A 19614-nucleotide genomic window follows, 5' to 3' on the forward strand; every position below is an offset into this window, starting at 1 on the left:
GCATGGCCTTACCCGCCAGGCGAGGAGCCGGCGGCCCCTTTTTTCACACTGCGGCGCGCCTCACAGGCAAGCAACAAAAGGGTGAGCCGGCAAGGCCGCTACCGGCCGATGGCGATGCCCTCGCGGCGCGGATCGGCGCCGCCGGAAAGCCCGTCCGGGCCGATGGCGAGAGCATGCAGGCCGGAATTGAGATCGCGGACATTGACCTCGTAGCCGAGAAGGCCGAGCGCGGCGATGAAATCCTCAGCCCGCGTGCCGGCCTCCACGTCGTAGACGCCGGTGCGGTTGACGAGATGCGGCAGGGCCACGGCTTCCTGCACATCCATGCCCCAATCGAGAATGGCGATGAGCGTCTTCGCCACATAGGGGATGATGCGGCTGCCGCCAGGCGAGCCGAGGGCCAGAACCGGCTCGCCGTCCTGAAAGACGATGGTCGGGGCCATGGAGGAGCGCGGCCGCTTGCCCGGCTCCACCCGGTTGGCCACCGGCACGCCGTCGCGATGCGTGCGGAAGGAGAAATCGGTCAGTTCGTTGTTGAGGAGGAAGCCGCGCACCATCAGCCGCGAGCCGAAGCCGTTCTCGATGGTCGTCGTCATGGAGACGACGTTGCCGGCGCCGTCGATGATGACGAAATGGCTGGTGGAAGGCAGCTCCAGCGCCTCGCCCGGCGCGAAATGGAGCGCGTGGTCCCATTGCGGCTCGCCGGCCGTCACCTGCTCAAGCCGGGTGCCGCCTTCAAGCAGCTCGGCGCGGGCGGCGAGATAGTCGGGGTCGAGGAGGCCCTTGATGGGTGCCGGGACGAAATCGGTATCGGCGAGATAGCGGCCGCGATCGGCGAAGGCGAGGCGGCTCGCATCGCCGATGAGGCGCCAGGCCTCGGCGCTCTCATGCCCCAGGGCGGCGAGATCGAAGGGGGAAAGCAGGCCGAGGATCTGGCCGACGGCGACGCCGCCGGAGGAAGGCGGGCCCATGCCGCAGACCTCGTAGACGCGATAGGCGATACAGACCGGCTCGCGCTCCTTCACCTCGTAGCCGGCGAGATCCTGAAGGCGCATGAGCCCCGGATTGTCGTCGAAGCGGCGAATGGCGGCGACGATGCTCTCGGCGATGGCGCCCTCGTAGAAGGCGTCGGCGCCCTCCTCGGCCAGCGTGCGCAGCGTCGCCGCATAGGCGGGGTTCTTCAATTTGTCGCCCGCTGCCACGACGGCGCTCAAGGTATCGACGAAATAGGTCTTGGCGGTCTCCTGGCGCGACAGGCTGTCCGCCGCCTCGCCGGCGAGCGCGAGGAGCCGCGGCGAGGGGGAAAAGCCCTCCTGGGCAAGAAAGATGGCCGGCTGGAAGAGCTCCGCCCAGGCAAGCCGCCCCCAGCGGCGATGCGCCTCCTCCAGAAGCCGCGGCGTGCCCGGCACGCCGACGGAGCGCCCGCCGATGACGGCGTCGAAGAAGCCGAGCGGCTCGCCGTCCTCGTCAAGGAAGAGCTCGGGCGTTGCGGCCGAAGGCGCCGTCTCGCGGCCGTCGAGGCTGGTCAGCTTGTTCTCGGCCGCGTCCCAGTAAAGCAGGAAGGCGCCGCCGCCGAGACCGGAGGATTGCGGCTCCACCAGGCCGAGGACGAGCTGCACGGCGACCATGGCGTCGATGGCGCTGCCGCCCTGGCGCAGAATGTCGGCGCCCGTCTCGGCAGCGAGCGGATGGGCGGCGACCACCATCCAATCCTCGGCGCGAACCGGAGCGGCGGGGGTCGAGCCGAGCGGCGTCGCCGCTTCCGGCGCCGGTCGCCGCAGCTCCTGCGCCGCGACGGGCAAGGCAAGGCCGAGACAGACGACAAGCGCGGCGAGCGCGCCGGCCGCGCGCGCCAGCGAAAGAGCGCCGATGCGCAAGGCCGTCATCGGGCGAGGCCAGCGGCTAGAGATGCTGGCCGCCGTCGATGTTGATTTCCGCGCCGATGACATAGGAAGAGGCGCCCGAGCAGAGGAAGTGCACCACCTCGGCCACCTCCTTCGGGTCGCCGATGCGGCGCATGGGCACTTCGCGCTCCACCACCTCGTCGGTGCCGGGCGAGAGGATGGAGGTCAAGATCTCGCCGGGCGCCACGGCATTCACCCGGATCCCGGAAGCGGCCAACTCGTGCGCGAGCTCGCGCGTCAGCGCCGAGAGCGCCGCCTTGGAGGTGGCGTAGGCGGCGCCGGCGAAGGGATGGATGCGAGAGCCAGCGATGGAGGTGATGTTGACGACCGAGCCATTGCCGCGCAGGAGCGCGTCCTTCAGCCCCTGCACCAGAAGCGCTGGGGCGATGAAGTTGACCATGTGCACGTCCTGCCAGATCTTCAGCGGCGTGCCCATGGCGCTGAGGCGACCGCCCTCGTCGTTCTTCGGCGAGATGCCGGCATTGTTGATGAGCGCCGTCAGCCCCTTCTCGCCGACCCGCTCGCGCAGCTGATCGATGGCGTATTGGATGGAGCGGTCGTCGGAAAGGTTCACCTCGATATGGCGGACATAGCCTTCCGCCCAGGGGCACACATGCGAGAAGGGCGTGCGCGAGAGGGTGTAGACCTCCCAGTTCTCGTCGTAGAACTTGCGCACGATGGCATGACCGATGCCGCGGCTCGCGCCGGTGACGGCGACGACCGGCTTCAGGCTCGGCTCGTGCGCCAGCGCGCCGTGGTCGACCGGGCAGGCCGCCGGCGCCTCGCTCGCGGGAGCGGCCTGCGCCTCGCCCTTTGCGGGCGCGCCTTTGGCATGGGCCGGGCATTCGGCCGGCGGCCGGTTCTCCTCGGCGCCTTCCTGCGGGCCGGTGCCCGGCCTTTCGATCGTCTTCTCGCTCATCTGCGCCTCCCTTCGGCAGGCCTTTGGCGGCGCCGCCCTAGCTGAGCGCGCTCGTCGCGGCCCGACGGAACTTGTCGGCAAACTCGCCGATATGCTTCTCCTCGATGATGAGGGGCGGCGACACCGCCACCGTATCGCCGAGGGCACGCACCATCATCCCTTCCGCCCAGGCGGCCTTCAAGACGGCGCCGCCGCGCTGGCCGGGCTTCTTGCCCGGGCTGAACTCGACGGCGCCGATGAGGCCGTAATGGCGGATATCGACGACATCGGGCAGGTCCTTGAGGCTGAACAGCGCCTCGCCAAGCGCCTCGCCGGCCGGACCCGCGGCCCGGGTGAAGAGCCCCTCGCCCTCATAGATGTCGAGACAGGCGAGCGAGGCGGCGCAGGCGAGCGGATGGGCCGAATAGGTATAGCCGTGGAAGAGCTCCACGCCGCCCTCAGGCCCCGCCTCCATCACCGCATCGTGGACATGGCCAGCGACGGCGACGGCGCCCATCGGCACGGTGGCGGCGGTAAGCCCCTTGGCCATGGTGAGGATGTCGGGGGTGACGGAAAATTCCTGCGCGGCGAAAGCCGAGCCGAGACGACCGAAGCCGGTGATCACCTCGTCGAAGATGAGAAGGACGCCGTTGGCCGAGCAGATCTCCCTGAGGCGCTCAAGATAGCCCTTCGGCGGCAGATAGACGCCGCCGGCGCCGATCACCGGCTCCACGATGACGGCGGCCACCGTGGAGGGGTCGTGGAAAGCCAGAAGCTCGGCCAGCTCCTCGGCGAGCTCCGCGCCGTGCTCCGGCAGGCCGCGGGTGAAGGCGTTCTTTTGCGGCAGATGCGTGTGGCGCAGATGGTCGACCGGCAGCCAGGCGCCGAAGGCGGTGCGGTTGGGGGTGATGCCGCCTGCGGCCACGCCACCGAAGCCAACGCCGTGATAGCCCTTCTGGCGGCCGATGATCTTCTTGCGCCCGCCCTGCCCCCGGGCATGGTGGTAGGCATAGGCGACCTTGATGGCGGTATCGACCGATTCCGACCCGGAATTGGTGAAGAGGACGTGATCGAGCCCATCGGGCAGGATGGAAACGAGACGGTCGGCGAGCTCGAAGGCAATGGTGTGTCCGAAGCCGAAGCTCGGGGCGAAATCGAGCACCGGGAACTGCGCGGCGATAGCCTCGCCGACCTCCTTGCGCCCATGGCCGAGATGCGAGCACCAAAGCGCCCCGCTCATATCGAGGATCGGCCGCTCCTCCGGCGTGTAATAATACATGCCCTCGGCGCGGGCGATGAGGCGCGGCGAGGCACGGAAGTCGCGGTTGGCGGTGAAGGGCATCCAATGCCGTTCCAAAGAGACCGGCCGGTTGCGCGAAAAGACGGGAGGTGACTGCTCGTTCATGGCTTAGTCGTGCACCGGGCCGCTTTTCCCGTCAACTCACCATATTGGCAGAGCCCACTGGGCCAGCCGGCCGCGGCGAAGGGCATCCTAGGCCGCCGGCGCCGTGCCCCTGTCGCAAACGGCAAGGCCCGACTATGATCGAAGCCGGGCGTCACCGCGCCCCAAGGATCCGGAACCCTTGAGGAAGGGGACATGACCAACGGCTGGATCGCCGTTGCGGCGGGCATCCTATATATCGGCGCGCTCTTTGCCGTCGCCTCCTTCGGCGACCGGCGGGTGAAACGCGTCGGCGCCTCGGCGCGGCCGAACCTCTACGCTCTCGCCTTGTCGGTCTACTGCACGTCGTGGACCTTCTTCGGCTCCGTCGGGCTCGCCTCGCATTCGGGCGTCGACTTCCTGCCGATCTATATCGGGCCGATCGTCATGTTCACGCTCGGCTACCCGATCCTCAGGCGGGTGGTGTGGCTCTCCAAGGAAGAGCGCATCACCTCCATCGCCGACTTCCTCGGGGCACGCTACGGCAAGAGCCAGGCGGTCGCCGTCGTCGCCACGCTGATTTCCGTCATCGGCGTCATCCCCTACGTGGCGCTGCAATTGAAGGCGATCTCCTCCTCCGTCTTCACCATGGTGCCGGAGCTTTCGGAAGGCGGGTCCACCGTTCCCTTCTTCGGCGACGTGGCGCTCATCGTCGCCATCATCCTCGCCCTTTTCGCCATCCTCTTCGGCACCCGCCACGCCGACGCGACGGAACACCAGCACGGCATGATGCTGGCCGTGGCGCTGGAGGCCGTGGTCAAGCTCTTCGCCTTCCTGCTCGCCGGCTTCTTCGTCGTCTTCTGGCTCTTCGGCGGGCCGGGCGAGCTCTACCAGATGGCGATGGAAAGCGAGAAGGTGCGAGAGATGCTGGCGACCGGCTCGGCCGGGGGCGAATGGGTCGCCATGACCATGATCGCCTTCACGGCCGCCATCCTGCTGCCGCGCCAGTTCCACATCACCGTGGTCGAGAACAACACGCTCGGCGAGCTGGAGCGGGCGCGCTGGCTGTTCCCGGCCTATCTCGTGGCCATCAACATCTTCGTCGTGCCGATCGCGGTCGCCGGCCTCATCGCCTTCGGCGATTCCGTCGATGCCGACCTCTTCGTGCTGGAATTGCCGCACCGCGCCAATTTCCCCATCGTGGCGCTCATCGTCTTCATCGGCGGGCTGTCGGCGGCCACCGCCATGGTCATCGTGGCGAGCGTGGCGCTCGCCATCATGATCTCCAACGAACTCGTCCTGCCGGCCTATGTGAAGCGGCGACGCACGCGCCAACGGGCGGACATGACGCGCTTCATCCTGACGGTGCGGCGCATCGCCATCACCGTCATCCTCCTATGCAGCTATTTCTACTATCGCGCGGCCGGCACGGCGGCGCTCGCCTCCATCGGGCTTCTCGCCTTCGCCGCCGTCGCCCAGCTCGCGCCGGCCTTCTTCGGCGGGCTCGTCTCGCGGCACCTGACCGCGCGCGGGGCGATCGCCGGCATGACGAGCGGGCTCGCGGTATGGACCTACACCCTGCTTCTGCCGACCTTCGCCCAGGCCGGCCTCATCGGTGCGGGTTTCCTCAATCCGGGCCCCTTCGGCATCGAGGCGCTGCGCCCGCAAAGCATCTTCCACCTCAATCTTGACCCGCTCTCGCACGGCGTCTTCTGGAGCCTTCTCGTCAATTGCCTGGTGATGGTCGGCATCTCCCTGGCGCGGCAGCCGGAACCTATCGAACGCCTGCAGGCCAAGGTTTTCGTGCCATCGGAGATGAGCCCCTCGCCGACCGTGCGGCCGCTGCGCACCAATGTCAGCTACGGCGACCTCAAGGAAACCGTCGCCCGCTATCTCGGCCAGGAGCGGACCGAGCGCTCCTTCGCCAATATGGAGCGCGCCACCGGCCGCTCGGCGCAATTGCGCTCGCCCGTCGACCATCATGCGGTGCGCTTCGCCGAGCAGCTTCTGGCCTCCGCCATCGGCGCGGCCTCCTCGCGGCTGGTGATGACGCTGCTGCTCAACCGCGACGACCCTTCCACGCGCGTCGCCCACCAGCTTCTCGACGACGCCACGGAGGCGCTGCACTACAACCGCGACCTTCTGCAGAGCGTGCTGGACCATATGCGCCAGGGCATCGCCGTCTTCGACCGCGACCTGTCGCTGATCGCCTGGAACAGGCCCTTCCGGCAGATCCTGCATCTGCCCATCCAGTTCGGCCAGGTGGGCGTGTCGCTGCGCGACGTCCTCAGGCAGACGGCGCGCACCGGCTATTTCGGCGAGGGCGAGGCGGAGCCGCTCGCCGACGAGCGCATGCATTCGCTGGTGACGAGGCTGGAGCCCTATGTGGCGCGCCATCCGGCGAGCGGCGCCGTCATCCGCGTGGAGGCGCGGCGCATGTCCGATGGCGGCGTTGCCCTCACCTTCTCCGACGTGACGGAGGAGGCGGAAAGCAAGGCGGCCCTGGAACAGGCGAAATCGAGCCTGGAGCGGCGCGTGGAAGAGCGCACGGCCGAATTGATGCGCATCAACGAGGAGCTGAAGAAGGCGAGCGCGGCCGCCGAAGAGGCCAATATCGGCAAGACCCGCTTCATCGCCGCCGCCGGCCACGACATCCTGCAGCCGCTGAACGCGGCGCGGCTTTACGCGACGGCCCTCGCCGAGCGGACCAAGGGGCAACAGAGCGAGCCGCTGGTGCGCGACATGGAAGCCTCCCTCGACACGGTGGAGGAGATCTTCCGCGCCGTCCTCGACCTGTCGCGGCTCGACACCGGCGCCATCACGCCGGAGATCCGCGCCTTCCGCCTGCAGAAGCTGTTCGACCAGATCCGCGTGGAATTCGAGCCGCTGGCCCGCGAAAAGGGTCTGGATTTCCGTGTCCTGCCGACATCGCTGTCGGTCACGAGCGACCCTTCCCTTCTCGGCCGCCTTCTCAGGAACCTCGTCTCCAACGCCATCAAATACTGCGCCTCGGGGCGCGTCGTCGTCGGCTGCCGGCGCAAGCGCGGCATCGTCTCCATCGAAATCCTGGATACCGGCATCGGCATCTCGGCCGCCGATCAGGCGGTGATCTATCAGGAGTTCCGCCGCCTGGACGCGGGAGCGCGCGTCGCCCAGGGCCTCGGGCTCGGGCTTTCCATCGTCCAGCGGCTCGCCCGCGTCCTGGGCGCGGATGTGCGCCTGCGCTCCAAGGTCGGGCGCGGCACGCATTTTTGCCTCAGCGTGCCACAGGCGATCTCCGTGCCCGGCGAGCATGCAGAGAGCGTCGCGCCCGCGCTGCCGCCCGGCGCCGTTTCCGGCCTTACCGTGCTTTGCATCGACAACGACGCCAAGATCCTCGCAGGCATGGAGGCGCTGCTTGCCGGCTGGGGCTCGCAGCCGGTGACCGCCACGAGCACGCGCGCGGCCATCACCATCCTGCGCGAGACGAAGCTTCGCCCCGACCTGCTGCTGGTCGACTATCATCTCGACGAGGAGAACGGGCTTTCCGCCGTCACCGATATCCGCTGGCTCCTGGGGCGCACCGTGCCGGCGATCCTGATCACCGCCGACCGTTCGGAGGAGGTGCGCAACCTTGCCGCCAAGGCCGGGGTGAAAATCCTCAACAAGCCGCTGAAGCCGGCCGCCCTGCGCGCCCTGATGGCGCAATGGACGCCGTCGAACGTGGCGGCGGAGTAGTCGCTACTCCTCGATCGCGCCGCGCCATTCGCCGGTCTCGATGCGCCCGGCCGCCAGCACCGCCTTGGTGCGGTTCTCCACGCCGAGCTTCTGCAGGATGGCGGAGACATGCGCCTTGACCGTCGCCTCCGAGACGCCGAGCTCATAGGCGATCTGCTTGTTGAGAAGCCCCTCGCCGAGCATCATCAGAACACGCACCTGCTGCGGCGTCAGGCTTCTCAGCCGCTCCAGAAGCTCACCCGTCTCGCGGTCGGTCTCATCGTCGATGAGATCGGCCGGCACCCAGCTCTCGCCGCGCAACACGGTGCGGATCGCCTCCGAGATGGTCTCCAGCGAGGCCGATTTGGAGATAAAGCCGGATGCGCCGAGACCGATGGCGTTGCGGATGGTCGCCGGGTCGTCCATCGCCGAGATGATGCATATGGGCGCCGCCGGATACTGGCCGCGCAGATACATCAGCCCGGAGAAGCCGCGCGCACCCGGCATCTTCAGGTCGAAGAGCACGATGTCGGGCTCGCCGATCCGGTCGAGCGCGGCGGCAAGCTCGTCGAGCGCGCCGGCCTCGACGATGTCCACGTCGTCAAAGGCCGCCTCGATCGCGCTGCGCAAGGCGTTGCGGAAGAGCGGATGGTCGTCGGCGATGACGAAAAGCAGTCGATCGCTCAAACCGTCACCCTAGGCGGCTCGCTTGGGCTCGCGCCAATGCCGGGACGGCGGAGCGGAATTGGAGAAAAAGGCGTTGCATCAAACCTGTTCATAACCTGATATCGCGCCTGGTGAAGCGCAAAGAATGCCTCGGAAGCTGAAAATCCCCTCTTTCGGGAGGCCATTTAACCTCAACGCGCCCGGTTTGCGAAACCGTCGATCGCGGGGCGATGGCTTGCGCGCACGCCAATGGCCGGGAAAGGCCGCCCGATGACGCGCGACGCCGCGGGCCCGTTTCCCCGCTCAAGAGGCATTGAGGCATGAGCCAGCTCCCTTCCTCCATCGATTCGGACGTCTTCGCCGCCCATCCGCGCACCGTCTGGGGCCTGTTCGTGGCGTTGCTTGCCGGCCTCGTCCTGCTCCTGGTGGCACTGGAGGAGCTCGGCGTGCCGCAGCCCCTCGTGGGCCTTGCCATCCTGGCGACGACGCTTGCCGCCTATGCCGGCATCGGGCTCGTCGCCGGCAGCACGCAATCGGTGCGCTTCCTGCTCGCCGGGCTCGCCGTGCCGGCCGGCTACAACGGCATGGCGGCGGCCGCCGCCTTTCTCTCCGCAGCCTGGTTCCTACTCTATGCGGGCCTGTTCGCCGAATGGGGACGGGGCGCCTTTGCGCTCGGGCTCGGCGCCGGTATCGGCCTTGGCGCCGGCGCGCTCTTGCTCGCCGCGCCGCTGCGCCGGGCGGAGGCCGTCACCACGGCCGACTTCCTCGCCAGGCGCACCGGCAGCCCATCGGTGCGGCTGGCCGCCTCTCTCCTCGTCATCGCCGCCTCCTTCATGCTCTTCGCCGTGGTCTTGACCGGCATCGCCGAGATCACCGCCGCCGTGCTCGCCGTGCCGCGCGCCTGGAGCGTGACGGCGGGCGCCCTGCTTCTGGGGCTGATGCTGTTGCCGGGGGGCATGCGCGGGGCGACCTGGACGCAGGTGGCGCAATATCTCGTCATGGCGGCGGCCTTTCTGGTGCCGGCGATCATGGTGGCGATCGAGCGCTTCGGCTGGCCGCTGCCGCAGCTGGCGATGGCGGAGGCGCAAAGCCGTCTTGAGAGCCTCGCCGCCGCTGATGCGGACCTTGCCGGCCTTGTCGAAGGCCAGGCGATCTTCGGCCGCTTCGCCCCATCGGAGCTCGCCGCCATGGCGCTCCTCGCCGCCCTCCTCAGCCTGGCCCTGCCGCATGTGCTGGAGCGTTATCTGACAGCCCCCTCGGTGGCGAGCGCGCGGCGGACGGGACGCTGGATGCTTCTCTTCGCCGGCCTTCTCATCATCACCGCCCCGGCCTATGCGGCGCTGACCTTCCTCACCCAGGTGGAAGGCCTCGTCGGCGTGCCGCTCGCCGAACTGCCCGATTGGGCCTTCCTGCATGGCGAGGCTGGCTATCTCGTCATATGCGGGACGCCGGCGGTCTCCCCGGACGCGATCCTGGCGGCCTGCGGCGGGCGCGCCGACATCACCGGCGTCTCGCTCGCCGATATCGACCTTGCCGGCGAGGCGACGGTGATCCGCTTTGCCGAACGGGCCGGACTTTCCTTCGTTCTCAGCGCGCTCGTCTTCGTGGGAGCGCTGTCGGCGGCGCTCTCCACCGCCAGCGGCCTCTTGACGTCGCTCACCAGCACGGCAAGCCACGATCTGCAGCACAGCCTGATCGCGCCGCGCGCGCCGATGGGCAAGCGGCTCCTGGCGGCGAGGCTGACAATGCTGGTTGCCATCACCCTGGCCGCGATGTGGGCGAACCAGCCGGGGCACGACCTTTTCGGCATAGCCTTTCTGGCGCTCGGCCTTCTGGCGGCCGGTATCGGGCCGGCGCTCCTTGCGGGGGCGTTGCGGCCAAGCCTGAAGGCCCTGCCGGTGCTGGCCTCCATGCTGGCGGGCAGCGCCACCATGCTGACGCTCTTCGTGGCGGAGCATTACGGCGCCGATCTTCTCCCCGCCAGCGGCGATGAATGGCAGCCCTTCGCCCTTCAAGGCCTGGCGGAGGCCGGCATTCCCTCCGGCGCCGGCGTGTTCGTGGCACTTGCCGCCTCCCTCGCCGTCCTCGTGGTTGCCCAGATGCTGCCGCAGCGCGCCCTGTCGTGGACAAGGCGGCGGCGCAAGAAGCTGAAAATCTCCTCGCTCGAGGAGACGAGCTGAACCGTCAGAAAAAACTTCCCTGAGGCGTGAAGCGCTCCGCCTTTCAGGCGCCGAGATAGACGAGATCGAGGGCGCGGTGATGCGGCCGCGCCCGATGCTCCACCAGATAGACGCCCTGCCAGGTGCCGAGAGCAAGCCGGCCGGCCTCCACCGGCAGGGCGAGCGAGACATCGGTGAGCATGGCACGGATATGGGCGGGCATGTCGTCCGGCCCCTCGGTGGCGTGAATCCAGCCGATATCCTGGGGCGCCAGACGGTCGAGCGCCGTCAAGAGATCGGCCTGCACGGCCGGATCGGCGTTCTCCTGAATGGTCAGCGAGGCGGAGGTATGGCGCAGAAACAGCAGAAGCAGCCCGTCGCGGCCGCCGGCCTCGCGAAGCCAGCGCTTCAGCGCATGGGTGATGTCGACGAAGCCCTCGCCCGCAGTGTGAACGCGCATGATGCCCTTGACCATGCGCGACAGCGCGACCTCATGCGTGACCTCGGAACTGACGGACATGGCGCGAAGAGCAGCACGGCGGCCATGCCAAGGCAAGCTTCACAAGGCGAGGGCTTCCTCGGCTGCGCCGATCCGCCTCACAGCTGATCCTTCTCAAAATCGCGCTTCAGCTCCTGCACCAGCCCGAAGAAGCGGCGCATCACCTTATCGGTGAGGGCGAGGAAGCGGTCGAGTTCCTCCTCTTCCTCCTGGCTCAGCGCGGCCGGCGGCTCCGGCTCCGCGCCTTCCTCAGATTCCGTTTCCGCCTCGCCGCCGAGTTCCGGCCCGGGGCCCTCGCCAGCGTCCGGAACGGGCTCAGCCGGCGCCGGCGCAACAGCCTCTTCCTCCAGGCGGGCCAGCCGCGCCTCCACGGCCAGGAGCCGCTCGTCGAGGCGTTCGATCTTCGCCGCATAGGCAAGCCGGTCGTCGGGGACGAGACGGCAGAGCATGCGCCCTTCCTCCTCGGCGCAGCGGGAGACCTCGCCGCTCTCTTTGTCGAGCCTCAGCGCCCCGCCCTCCACGGCCACGAAGACGTAGCGGCCGGTTTCCACCAGGTCGGCGGCAAGAGCAGGGCCCATGCCGAGAGCCAAGATCAGACCGCCCATCCACAATCGGCGCATTTCCCGTTCCCCTGCCGGCTAAGGCGGCTTGCGTGTTGAAATCGCATGCTTGCGTGCCGGTGCGGCTTTCCGTGCGCCGCAGCATCGCTATCATCGGCGCGACATGCATGAACTCATTTTCAAGATAGCGCCAAAGGCGCTTTGGCGCGAGGCCGAGGCAGAAGGCGTCTTTCGCGGCGCACCGGTCGACGAGAAGGACGGCTTCATCCATTTCTCCACCGCCGAACAGGTGGCGGAGACGGCGAGAAAGCACTTTGCCGGCCAAGAGGAGCTGCTGCTCATCGCCGTGCGCACCGCGCCGCTCGGCGAGAGACTGAGATGGGAGCCCTCGCGCGGCGGCGCGCTCTTTCCCCATCTTTATGCGCCCATGCCGCTCTCGGCGCTCGCCTGGGTAGAGGAGCTGCCGCTGAACGAAGACGGCACCCATCGCATGCCGGCAGGGCTGGGGCGGGCGGCAAGAGCATGAGCATCGACCAGATGGCGGCGGCGGCGCTGCGCCTCCTGCCCCCCGAGACAGCGCATCATCTGGCCATGCGCATGCTGCTTCGCGCCCCGCGCCGCATGCGCCGGGAGGGCCATGCGCGGCTGAGCGTCAATCTCTTCGGCCTCGCCTTTCCCAACCCGGTCGGGCTGGCGGCCGGCTTCGACAAGAACGCGGAGGCGGTCGACGCCCTCTTGGCGCTCGGCTTCGGCTCGGTGGAGATCGGCACGGTGACGCCGAAGCCGCAGCGCGGCAACCCGCTGCCGCGGCTGTTCCGGCTCGTCGCCGACCGGGCGATCATCAACCGGATGGGGTTCAACAACGACGGCCACGAGGTGGTGGCGCGCAGGCTGGAGGAGCGGCGCGGCCGGGGCGGCCTCGTCGGCGTCAATATCGGCGCCAATCGCGGCGTGGAGGATCCGGTCGCCGACTATGTCGCCGGCATCAAGCGCTTCGCCGATCTCGCCAGCTGGCTGACCATCAACATCTCCTCACCCAACACGCCCGGGCTGCGCGACCTGCAATCGGCCGGCCAGTTCAACCGCCTGCTCGGTCGCTGCCTGGAGGCGCGCGAGAGCGTGCAAGGCAGCCGCCGCCTGCCGCTTCTCATCAAGATCGCCCCCGATCTCAGCGACCGCGAGCTCGCCATGCTGGTGAAGACGGTCGTCGATATGGGCGGCAACGGGCTCATCATCGCCAACACCACGATCGCCCGGCCGCCGCTGAAGGCGGAGAGGCTGGCGCGCGAGGAAGGCGGGCTCTCCGGCCTGCCGCTGCTTGAGACCTCCACCTCGATGCTGGCACGGGCGCGCCAGCTCGCCGGCCCGAACCTGCCGATCATCGGCGTCGGCGGCATTCACGACGCGCATTCGGCCTGGATGAAGATCGTCGCCGGCGCCGATCTGGTGCAGCTCTATACCGGCCTCGTCTACGAGGGACCGCGGCTGGCGAACACCATCAAGGCCGGCCTCGTGAGGGAACTCGACAAGCGCAATTTCCGCCATATCGGCGAGGCGAAAAGCATCGAGAACGCGCGCTGGGTCGCCGGCTGGGCGGCGGAAGAGGATGTTCCGGAGCCTAGCGGGCCGGAGCCGGCCCAAAGACCTCGGCGCGCCTGGTGGGCAGGCGCCAGGAGAGCGTGAGGCCGCGCAAGCCCAGCAGCAGAAGAAGCGCCAGCCACAGGCCGTCATTGCCGAAAGCGGGGACGAGCGCGTAGCAGGCGGCGACGAAGACGGCGAGCGAGGCGAGCATCATGTTGCGCATGTCGCGCGACCAGGTGGCGCCGATGAAAACCCCGTCCATCTGGAAGGCGAGGACGCCGGCAAGCGGCGTCAGGCACGCCCAGGGCAGATAGCGGCGCGCCGTTTCGCGCAGTTCCGGCGATGTCGTCATCAGATCGATGAGCGGGCCGCCGGCAAGAAGATAGACGGTCGCCAGGCCAAGGGCGAGGACGAAGCCCCAAAGGAGGGTGAGGCGCACCGAGGCATCGAAGGCCGGGCGGTGCCGCGCGCCGACGGAACGGCCGACGAGTTGCTCGGCGGCGGTGGCGAAGCCGTCGAGAAAATAACCGGCGAACAAGAAGAAATGCATCAGCAGCGCGTTGGCGGCGAGGACGAGGGAGCCGAGCGCGGCGCCCTGGCGGGTGAAGAAGGCGAAGGCGAAGAGAAGCGAGAAGGAGCGGATCATGATGTCGCGATTGACGACGGCGATCCTGAGGAAGCCTTGCCTGTCGAAGACGCGCTTTCGCGATGGCCGCGCCGCCCCGCTCACATGCGGCCAGACGAAGGGCAGGCTAACGAGGAAGGTGAGCATCTCGGCGATGACGGAGGCGCCGGCGACCCCCTTCACCCCCCAGCCGAGGCCGAGCACGAAATAAAGCGACAGGCCGATGTTGGAAAGCGCCAGGACGGTCTGGAAACCAAGCACCAGAAACGGGCGGCCAATGCCGAGGAACCAGCCGATCAGCGCGTAGTTGGCGAGCATGAAGGGCGCCGCCCAGATGCGCACGAAAAGATAGGCTGCGGTCGCCTCCGCAACGCCCGGCGCAACGTTCATGGCGAGAATGCCGAGACGGGTGAGCGGCCATTGCAGGGCGATGACGGCAAGCCCCGCCACAAGCGCGATGAGGAGGGCGCGGACCAGCACCGCCTGCTCCTCCTTGCGGTCGCCGGCGCCGAAGGCCTGCGCCGTCAGACCGGTGGTGCCGGAGCGCAGGAAATTGAAGGTGGTGAAGACGACATCGAGGATGATGGCGCCGACGGCGATGCCGCCGATGAGCTCGGCATCGCCGAGCTGGCCGATGACCCCCGTATCGACGAGGCCGACGAGCGGGACGGAAAGATAGGCGAGCGTCATCGGCACGGCGATGGAAAGCACCAGCCGGTGGGTGACGGTAAAGCCGCGAGCGAGGCCTCTGTCGTCGGGCCTGTCGGAGCCGGTCAGATTAGCCTGCCGGCGCGCCGCGCTTTCCTCCTGCATGGCAACGGCCATACACCAAAGCGGGCGGCGACGAAGCCCAATTCGCAGCCAGACCCTAGGTCAGTCGCGCCGGCCCATCACCGCGAAAAGACGCATCAGCAGGAAAACCGGCACGACGATGAGAGCGCCGAAGAGGAAATAGGTGAAGGCGTCCTCGAAGATGGCGAAGCCCATCCGGTAGAGCCGCATGGCGGCGCGCTCGGCCCAGAAATAAAGGTCGAGCGGATGCAGGTTCAGCGCCGACAGGACGATGCCGACGACGACCGACAGGACGGTGAGGCGCAGCGCCACCCGCCAGGGGCTGTCGCCGAGAAAGCGTGTTACCGGACCCGCCATCTTGCCTGCTCCTTCATGTCCGGGTGCCAGGCAGAGCTAGGCATTTCGCCGCGGCATGGCAAGCGCGCGGCCTAACGGGGCGCCGGCAGAAGCTTTTCCAGCGTCTGAAGCCGGTCCGCCTCCGCCGGGGGTTTGTCCCAGCGGATGCGGTTGATGCGCGGAAAGCGCATGGCGACGCCGGATTTGTGGCGCGTGGAGCGGTTCAGCCCCTCAAAGGCGACTTCCAGGACGAGGCCGGCGCCCGGCTCGGCACGCACCGCGCGCACCGGCCCGAAGCGCTCGACGGTGTTGTTGCGCACGAAACGGTCGAGCTCCTTCAGCTCCTCGTCGGTGAAGCCGAAATAGGCCTTGCCGACGGGGACGAGCTCGCCCGCCTCAGGCGTCTCGGCGGTCCAGACGCCGAACGTGTAGTCGGAATAGAAGGAGGAGCGGCGGCCATGGCCGCGCTGGGCGTACATGAGCACGGCGTCGAGCAGGAACGGGTCGCGCTTCCACTTGAACCAGGGTCCCTTCGGCCTGCCGGCGAGATAGGGCGAATCCCAGCGCTTCAACATCAGCCCCTCGGCGACGTCGTGGAGGCGGTCCTTTCTGGGCGGGTCGGATCTCAGACGAGCGAGCTCCTCCCAGTCGGCGAAGTCGACCAGCGGCGAGATGTCGATGCGCGGCGAGGCGAGGCGGGAGACGAACGCCTCCAGGCGCCGCCGTCGGTCGCGGAAGGGCAAGGGCCGCAAATCCTCGCCCTCTTCCTCCAAGAGGTCGTAGGCGCGGATGAAGGCCGGATAATCGGCGAGCGTCTTTCCCGTGACCTTCTTGCGGTTCAGCCGCTGCTGCAAATCGGCGAAGGGGGCGATCGCCATGCCGTCCTCGCCCTCTCGCGCCACCAGGAGTTCGCCGTCGATGGCGCCGGTGAAGGCGAAATGCTCCAACATGTCGGGAAAGGCGCCGGAGATATCGTCGCCGGTGCGCGAATAAAGCCGCGCCGTGCCGTCCTCCGCCGCGCCCTGGATGCGGATGCCGTCCCATTTCCATTCGGCGGCGTAATCGGCCGGATCGAGCCTGGCGAAATCCTCTTCGGCGACGGCGTTCGACAGCATCACCGGGCGGAAGGGGGCGAGGCGCCTCGCCTGCGGCCGTCCCGCCCGTCCCTCCAGCCAGGCGAAGAGCTCGGTATAGGGCGGGGCGAGGCCGTGCCAGATCTCCTCGATATCGGCGATGGGCCTCGCCCCGAAATCGGCCAGCGCCTGCTTGGCGAGCCGGGCCGTGACGCCGACCCTGAGGCCGCCGGTGACGAGCTTGATGAGCCCGTAGCGGCCGCTCGCATCAAGCCCGTCCAGCCAGGCCGCGACGAGCTTCGGACCCTCAAGGCGCGAGGCGGCCGAGAGCTGCTGCACAACCTCACCGATGGCAGGCGCGCTGGCGACCTTCCCGCCATCCGGCCAGATGAGCGAGACGGTCTCGGCAAGGTCGCCGACATAATCGTAGGAAAGGCCGAAGAGCACCGGATCGACACGCTCTTCCACCAGGGCGCGGATCATCGCCGGCTTCACCGAGGCGATGGAAAGATCCCCGGTGATGGCGGCGAGCGCATAGCCGCGGTCCGGATCGGGCAGATTGCGCAGGTAGTCGGCGAGAAGACGCAGCTTGCCGTTGCGCTGCGGCGTCAGCGTCAGGCGGTCGAGAAGGGCGGCGAAGGCCTGCATGGCCAAGATATAGGCGGGGCGCGCGCAGGCGGCGAGACGCGTGCCATCGGGCGCGGCGGCACGGTCTTATTTGCAGCGCAACATGTGCGGCTTTCGCGAGGCTGTGCGACCGACTGTCCCGTCAAAAGACAATTGCAGCAATTCCAGGGATTTGGCGGCCGATCTTGCTATGCATTCCGGCGAGTGCTGCGTTGCAAAAAGACGCCTTGGATTCAGCCGCCCGGATACGCATCTTACGGCCATCGGCACGCCGGAAAGCACCGTGTGGTGCCGTCCCACTTTGAAGACTGGAGACCAAGAGACATGGCAAATATTGCGGGCTATTCCGCGCTGAGCGGCCGCAAATCGGGCCGCTCGCGGTTCCGCCGCGCCTTCGACTGGATGGTCTGGGCGCGCGAGGGCGAGGCCATTCGCCAGATGGAGCAAGAGGCCGGTTTCATTCTCGGCCCCGAGCAGCTGGCGCAGATGCGCCGTCATCACCGCGCCCGGCGCCCCTATTAAGGCGCCAGGCGAGCCCTCGACGTTGCGGGCGGCCGGCATCGTCGGCCGCGCCACCGCGTTATGACACCCTTTATCCGCAAGCTCTGGCCGCACGAGGCCAGGCTGTTCGGCGCGCATCTTCTGCGTCTCGGCCCGCAAGCGCGCCGCATGCGTTTCGGCGCGCCGGTGAACGAGGAGCGCCTGCGCCTTTACGCGCGCGACGCCTTCACCTTCGACGCCATCGTTCTCGGCTATTTCGCCGACGGGCTGATGCGCGGCTCAGCGGAGCTGCATCCGCTCCGCCACAGCCGGCCGGCCGAGGCGGAGGCTGCCTTCGCCATCGAGGACGATTGGCAAGGCCACGGCATCGGCCAGGCGCTGATGGCGCGCATCCTCACCCTGGCGCAAAACCGCGGCATGGAGCGCCTGCACCTCTTCTGCCTGCAGGAGAACCGGCGCATGCTGCATCTGGCGCGCCGCTTCGACGCCGCGCTCACTTACGAAACCGGCGAAGTGGACGCCCTGGTGCGGCCGGGCAGCGCCAGCCCGTTTTCCTTTCTCGACGAAGCGTTCGACGACGCCGAAGGCGCCCTACGTATGGCGCTGCGCGTCTAGACCGCGCGCCGGCGGCAACCATCCTATTCCGGCTCGTCTTCATAGCCGACGAGGCGGAGAGGCCGCGCCTTGATCCCTTGAAGCTCGCACCAGCGGCTCAGCGCGTCGTCGCGGCCGTGGGTGATCCACACCTCGCCGGCGCCAACCTCGCCGATCGTCGCCACCAGCTCGTCCCAATCACAATGGTCGGAGATGACCAGCGGCAGCTCCACGCCGCGCTGACGGGCGCGCTGGCGGATCATCATCCAGCCGGAGGCGAAGGCCGCCAGCGGGTCGGGAAAGCGCCGCGCCCAGCGATCGGCGAAGGCCGATGGCGGGCAGACGACGATGGCGCCGGAAAAATCACCCTTCTTGCCGCGCTCCAGCGTCGCCGGGGCCAGCGGGCCGAGCGCGATGCCCTCGCTTTCATAAAGGTCGCAAAGCGCCTTCAGCGCCCCGTGGATATAGATGGTGCGCTCGTAGCCCGCCTGGCGCAAAAGCGCGATGACGCGCTGGGCCTTGCCGAGCGCATAAGCGCCGATGAGATGCGCCCGGTCCGCGAAGAGCTCCACGGAACGCAAGAGCTTGGCGATCTCGGCACCGTCGTCAGGATGGCGGAAGACCGGCAAGGCGAAGGTCGCCTCGGTGATGAAGACGTCGCAGGGCACCGGCTCGAAGGGCGCGCAGGTCGGATCGGCGCGGCGCTTGTAATCGCCGGAGGCGACGATCCTGAGACCGTTCCTCTCCACCGCAATCTGCGCCGAGCCGAGAACGTGGCCCGCCGGGTGGAAGGTGGCCGATACGCCGTTGAGATCGAGCTTCTCGCCATAGCCGAGCGCCTGCGTCCGGCCAGCGAAGCCGGCGCCGTAGCGCGCCGCCATGATCTTCAGCGTCTCGCCGGTCGCCAAGACCGCGCCGTGGCCGGATCTCGCATGGTCGGCATGGCCATGGGTGATGAGGGCGCGCGGCACCGGCCGCACCGGGTCGATGTAGAAATCGCCGGGCGGGCAATAAAGACCGGCGGGCGTGGGACAGAGGAGCTCGGCGGGGCGCATAGAGGCGAATATAGGCGCGCGGCCGGCGCGGCGAAGGCCGCCGGCGTCTTCGCCCGAGCTAAGCGGGCGGCGAGATCAAGCCTCGATCACACCTCGCCGAGGCGCAGCCAGCGATCGCCGCCGGGCACGCGGACTTCCCAAATGCGCCAGCCGTTGAGATTGACCTTGCGGCCCTCACGCGTGCGCACATGGGCGATCAGCGCGGCCGATGGCGAGTTGAAGCGCTCGCCAGCGACGACCCACATACCGTCCTCGATGACACCTTCCACCGTCTGTCCCGCATAGGCGGCGCGCAACAGCGTGCCGTTGGGCAGGAACACCTCGTGCCCGTGGCGGCCGATCTTCGACCAGCCGCCCTCCTTGGCGCCCCCGCCCTTGGCGCGGCGCGGCGCGCCGGGCAAGACGTGGCGCCCGGCAAACCCCGGCCCGCCTTCCAGGCCGAGAAGACGGCGCAGGATCTCGTTCTGGGTCTCCTCGAACTCGATCCTCGCGCTCTCGATCAGCTTGTGCACATCCATGTCGACGGCAATCGTGTTGAGGGTGTCCTCATCTCGCTTCTTGCCGCCTTTTTTCTTCTTCGCCATGTCAGCCCCCTGCCGCGATACCGACTATGTGGACGAAGAGGCGTCGCGTGCAACTCGACTTGGCCAGCAGGCGGCCTACACTC

Annotated in this window: 17 protein-coding genes; 6 read left to right on the forward strand and 11 right to left on the reverse strand. The window is 68.3% G+C overall.

Translation table 11 applies throughout. From position 1 onward, the window contains the following. Positions 1-98 precede the first annotated feature (98 nt). Genes ggt through Q331_RS0105360 form a run of 3 tightly spaced genes read right to left on the reverse strand, consistent with a single transcriptional unit; the run spans position 99 to position 4207 of the window. The gene (gene ggt, locus Q331_RS0105350; protein ID WP_084174787.1) at positions 99-1886 is read right to left on the reverse strand and encodes a gamma-glutamyltransferase; all 1788 of its coding nucleotides are present in this window, start codon (positions 1884-1886) and stop codon (positions 99-101) included. A gap of 16 nt (positions 1887-1902) precedes the next feature. After that, entirely contained in the window at positions 1903-2823 is a 921-nt protein-coding gene (locus Q331_RS0105355; RefSeq protein WP_084174789.1) for an SDR family NAD(P)-dependent oxidoreductase, read from the reverse strand. Between the two features lie 37 nt (positions 2824-2860). After that, a complete protein-coding gene (locus tag Q331_RS0105360) occupies positions 2861-4207 on the reverse strand; it encodes an aminotransferase class III-fold pyridoxal phosphate-dependent enzyme (protein ID WP_051630615.1) in 1347 nt (448 codons plus the stop codon). Between the two features lie 192 nt (positions 4208-4399). Between Q331_RS0105360 and Q331_RS0105365 the strand changes: the two genes are divergently transcribed. After that, positions 4400-7900, forward strand: coding sequence for a PAS domain-containing hybrid sensor histidine kinase/response regulator (locus tag Q331_RS0105365; RefSeq protein WP_026379839.1), 3501 nt, complete (start codon positions 4400-4402; stop codon positions 7898-7900). 3 nt (positions 7901-7903) lie between these two features. Here the strand turns inward: Q331_RS0105365 and Q331_RS0105370 are convergent, their stop codons facing one another. Then, positions 7904-8566: a response regulator gene (locus tag Q331_RS0105370; protein WP_026379840.1), complete on the reverse strand. Its 663-nt coding sequence runs from the start codon at positions 8564-8566 to the stop codon at positions 7904-7906. Positions 8567-8865: 299 nt separating this feature from the next. Between Q331_RS0105370 and Q331_RS20110 the strand changes: the two genes are divergently transcribed. Continuing rightward, on the forward strand, positions 8866-10725 hold the full coding sequence (locus Q331_RS20110) for a sodium:solute symporter family transporter (protein WP_034491108.1): 1860 nt from the start codon (positions 8866-8868) through the stop codon (positions 10723-10725). A 43-nt stretch (positions 10726-10768) separates the two neighbouring features. On the opposite strand, the gene Q331_RS0105385 is transcribed toward Q331_RS20110, so the two are convergent. Together Q331_RS0105385 and Q331_RS0105390 are read right to left on the reverse strand one after the other, a co-directional pair. Beyond that, positions 10769-11224: a secondary thiamine-phosphate synthase enzyme YjbQ gene (locus Q331_RS0105385; RefSeq protein ID WP_026379842.1), complete on the reverse strand. Its 456-nt coding sequence runs from the start codon at positions 11222-11224 to the stop codon at positions 10769-10771. A 77-nt stretch (positions 11225-11301) separates the two neighbouring features. After that, positions 11302-11823 carry a hypothetical protein gene (locus Q331_RS0105390; RefSeq protein WP_156953265.1) on the reverse strand — a complete coding sequence of 174 codons (522 nt, stop codon included), beginning with the start codon at positions 11821-11823 and terminating at the stop codon, positions 11302-11304. A gap of 103 nt (positions 11824-11926) precedes the next feature. On the opposite strand from Q331_RS0105390, the gene Q331_RS0105395 reads away from it, so the two are divergent. Together Q331_RS0105395 and Q331_RS20115 are read left to right on the forward strand one after the other, a co-directional pair. Beyond that, positions 11927-12289 (forward strand): DUF952 domain-containing protein, encoded by a 363-nt coding sequence (locus Q331_RS0105395; RefSeq protein WP_026379844.1) that lies wholly within the window; start codon positions 11927-11929, stop codon positions 12287-12289. Continuing rightward, positions 12286-13446, forward strand: a complete 1161-nt coding sequence (locus Q331_RS20115; RefSeq protein WP_084174791.1) for a quinone-dependent dihydroorotate dehydrogenase — start codon at positions 12286-12288, stop codon at positions 13444-13446. Before Q331_RS0105395 ends, Q331_RS20115 begins: the two co-directional genes overlap by 4 nt. On the opposite strand, the gene Q331_RS20120 is transcribed toward Q331_RS20115, so the two are convergent. The 3 genes from Q331_RS20120 to Q331_RS0105415 form a co-directional block, all read right to left on the reverse strand. After that, a complete protein-coding gene (locus Q331_RS20120) occupies positions 13382-14782 on the reverse strand; it encodes an MATE family efflux transporter (protein ID WP_084174805.1) in 1401 nt (466 codons plus the stop codon). The genes Q331_RS20115 and Q331_RS20120 overlap by 65 nt on opposite strands. Before the next feature lie 60 nt (positions 14783-14842). Next, a complete protein-coding gene (locus Q331_RS0105410; RefSeq protein ID WP_026379845.1) occupies positions 14843-15118 on the reverse strand; it encodes a DUF6460 domain-containing protein in 276 nt (91 codons plus the stop codon). Positions 15119-15189: 71 nt separating this feature from the next. Further along, positions 15190-16818 (reverse strand): cisplatin damage response ATP-dependent DNA ligase, encoded by a 1629-nt coding sequence (locus Q331_RS0105415; RefSeq protein WP_026379846.1) that lies wholly within the window; start codon positions 16816-16818, stop codon positions 15190-15192. Positions 16819-17121: 303 nt separating this feature from the next. Here Q331_RS0105415 and Q331_RS0105420 point away from each other — a divergent pair, with 303 nt between their 5' ends. Next, positions 17122-17319, forward strand: a complete 198-nt coding sequence (locus Q331_RS0105420; RefSeq protein ID WP_026379847.1) for a hypothetical protein — start codon at positions 17122-17124, stop codon at positions 17317-17319. 60 nt (positions 17320-17379) lie between these two features. After that, on the forward strand, positions 17380-17913 hold the full coding sequence (locus Q331_RS20125) for a GNAT family N-acetyltransferase (RefSeq protein WP_051630617.1): 534 nt from the start codon (positions 17380-17382) through the stop codon (positions 17911-17913). 23 nt (positions 17914-17936) lie between these two features. On the opposite strand, the gene Q331_RS0105430 is transcribed toward Q331_RS20125, so the two are convergent. Then, positions 17937-18947 (reverse strand): ligase-associated DNA damage response exonuclease, encoded by a 1011-nt coding sequence (locus Q331_RS0105430; RefSeq protein ID WP_026379848.1) that lies wholly within the window; start codon positions 18945-18947, stop codon positions 17937-17939. Between the two features lie 86 nt (positions 18948-19033). Continuing rightward, positions 19034-19531 carry a hypothetical protein gene (locus Q331_RS0105435; RefSeq protein ID WP_026379849.1) on the reverse strand — a complete coding sequence of 166 codons (498 nt, stop codon included), beginning with the start codon at positions 19529-19531 and terminating at the stop codon, positions 19034-19036. Positions 19532-19614 lie beyond the last annotated feature (83 nt).

It is taken from the genome of Afifella pfennigii DSM 17143, assembly GCF_000688515.1.
Taxonomy (GTDB): Bacteria; Pseudomonadota; Alphaproteobacteria; order Rhizobiales; family Afifellaceae; genus Afifella; species Afifella pfennigii.

Excerpts from the sequence above, each read along its gene's own strand:
- ggt (WP_084174787.1), bottom strand. The coding sequence starts at position 1,886 with ATGACGGCCTTGCGCATCGGCGCTCTTTCGCTGGCGCGCGCGGCCGGC.
- Q331_RS0105355 (WP_084174789.1), bottom strand. The coding sequence starts at position 2,823 with ATGAGCGAGAAGACGATCGAAAGGCCGGGCACCGGCCCGCAGGAAGGC.
- Q331_RS0105360 (WP_051630615.1), bottom strand. The coding sequence starts at position 4,207 with ATGAACGAGCAGTCACCTCCCGTCTTTTCGCGCAACCGGCCGGTCTCT.
- Q331_RS0105365 (WP_026379839.1), top strand. The coding sequence starts at position 4,400 with ATGACCAACGGCTGGATCGCCGTTGCGGCGGGCATCCTATATATCGGC.
- Q331_RS20110 (WP_034491108.1), top strand. The coding sequence starts at position 8,866 with ATGAGCCAGCTCCCTTCCTCCATCGATTCGGACGTCTTCGCCGCCCAT.
- Q331_RS0105385 (WP_026379842.1), bottom strand. The coding sequence starts at position 11,224 with ATGTCCGTCAGTTCCGAGGTCACGCATGAGGTCGCGCTGTCGCGCATG.
- Q331_RS0105390 (WP_156953265.1), bottom strand. The coding sequence starts at position 11,823 with ATGCGCCGATTGTGGATGGGCGGTCTGATCTTGGCTCTCGGCATGGGC.
- Q331_RS0105395 (WP_026379844.1), top strand. The coding sequence starts at position 11,927 with ATGCATGAACTCATTTTCAAGATAGCGCCAAAGGCGCTTTGGCGCGAG.
- Q331_RS20115 (WP_084174791.1), top strand. The coding sequence starts at position 12,286 with ATGAGCATCGACCAGATGGCGGCGGCGGCGCTGCGCCTCCTGCCCCCC.
- Q331_RS20120 (WP_084174805.1), bottom strand. The coding sequence starts at position 14,782 with ATGCAGGAGGAAAGCGCGGCGCGCCGGCAGGCTAATCTGACCGGCTCC.
- Q331_RS0105410 (WP_026379845.1), bottom strand. The coding sequence starts at position 15,118 with ATGGCGGGTCCGGTAACACGCTTTCTCGGCGACAGCCCCTGGCGGGTG.
- Q331_RS0105415 (WP_026379846.1), bottom strand. The coding sequence starts at position 16,818 with ATGCAGGCCTTCGCCGCCCTTCTCGACCGCCTGACGCTGACGCCGCAG.
- Q331_RS0105420 (WP_026379847.1), top strand. The coding sequence starts at position 17,122 with ATGGCAAATATTGCGGGCTATTCCGCGCTGAGCGGCCGCAAATCGGGC.
- Q331_RS20125 (WP_051630617.1), top strand. The coding sequence starts at position 17,380 with ATGACACCCTTTATCCGCAAGCTCTGGCCGCACGAGGCCAGGCTGTTC.
- Q331_RS0105430 (WP_026379848.1), bottom strand. The coding sequence starts at position 18,947 with ATGCGCCCCGCCGAGCTCCTCTGTCCCACGCCCGCCGGTCTTTATTGC.
- Q331_RS0105435 (WP_026379849.1), bottom strand. The coding sequence starts at position 19,531 with ATGGCGAAGAAGAAAAAAGGCGGCAAGAAGCGAGATGAGGACACCCTC.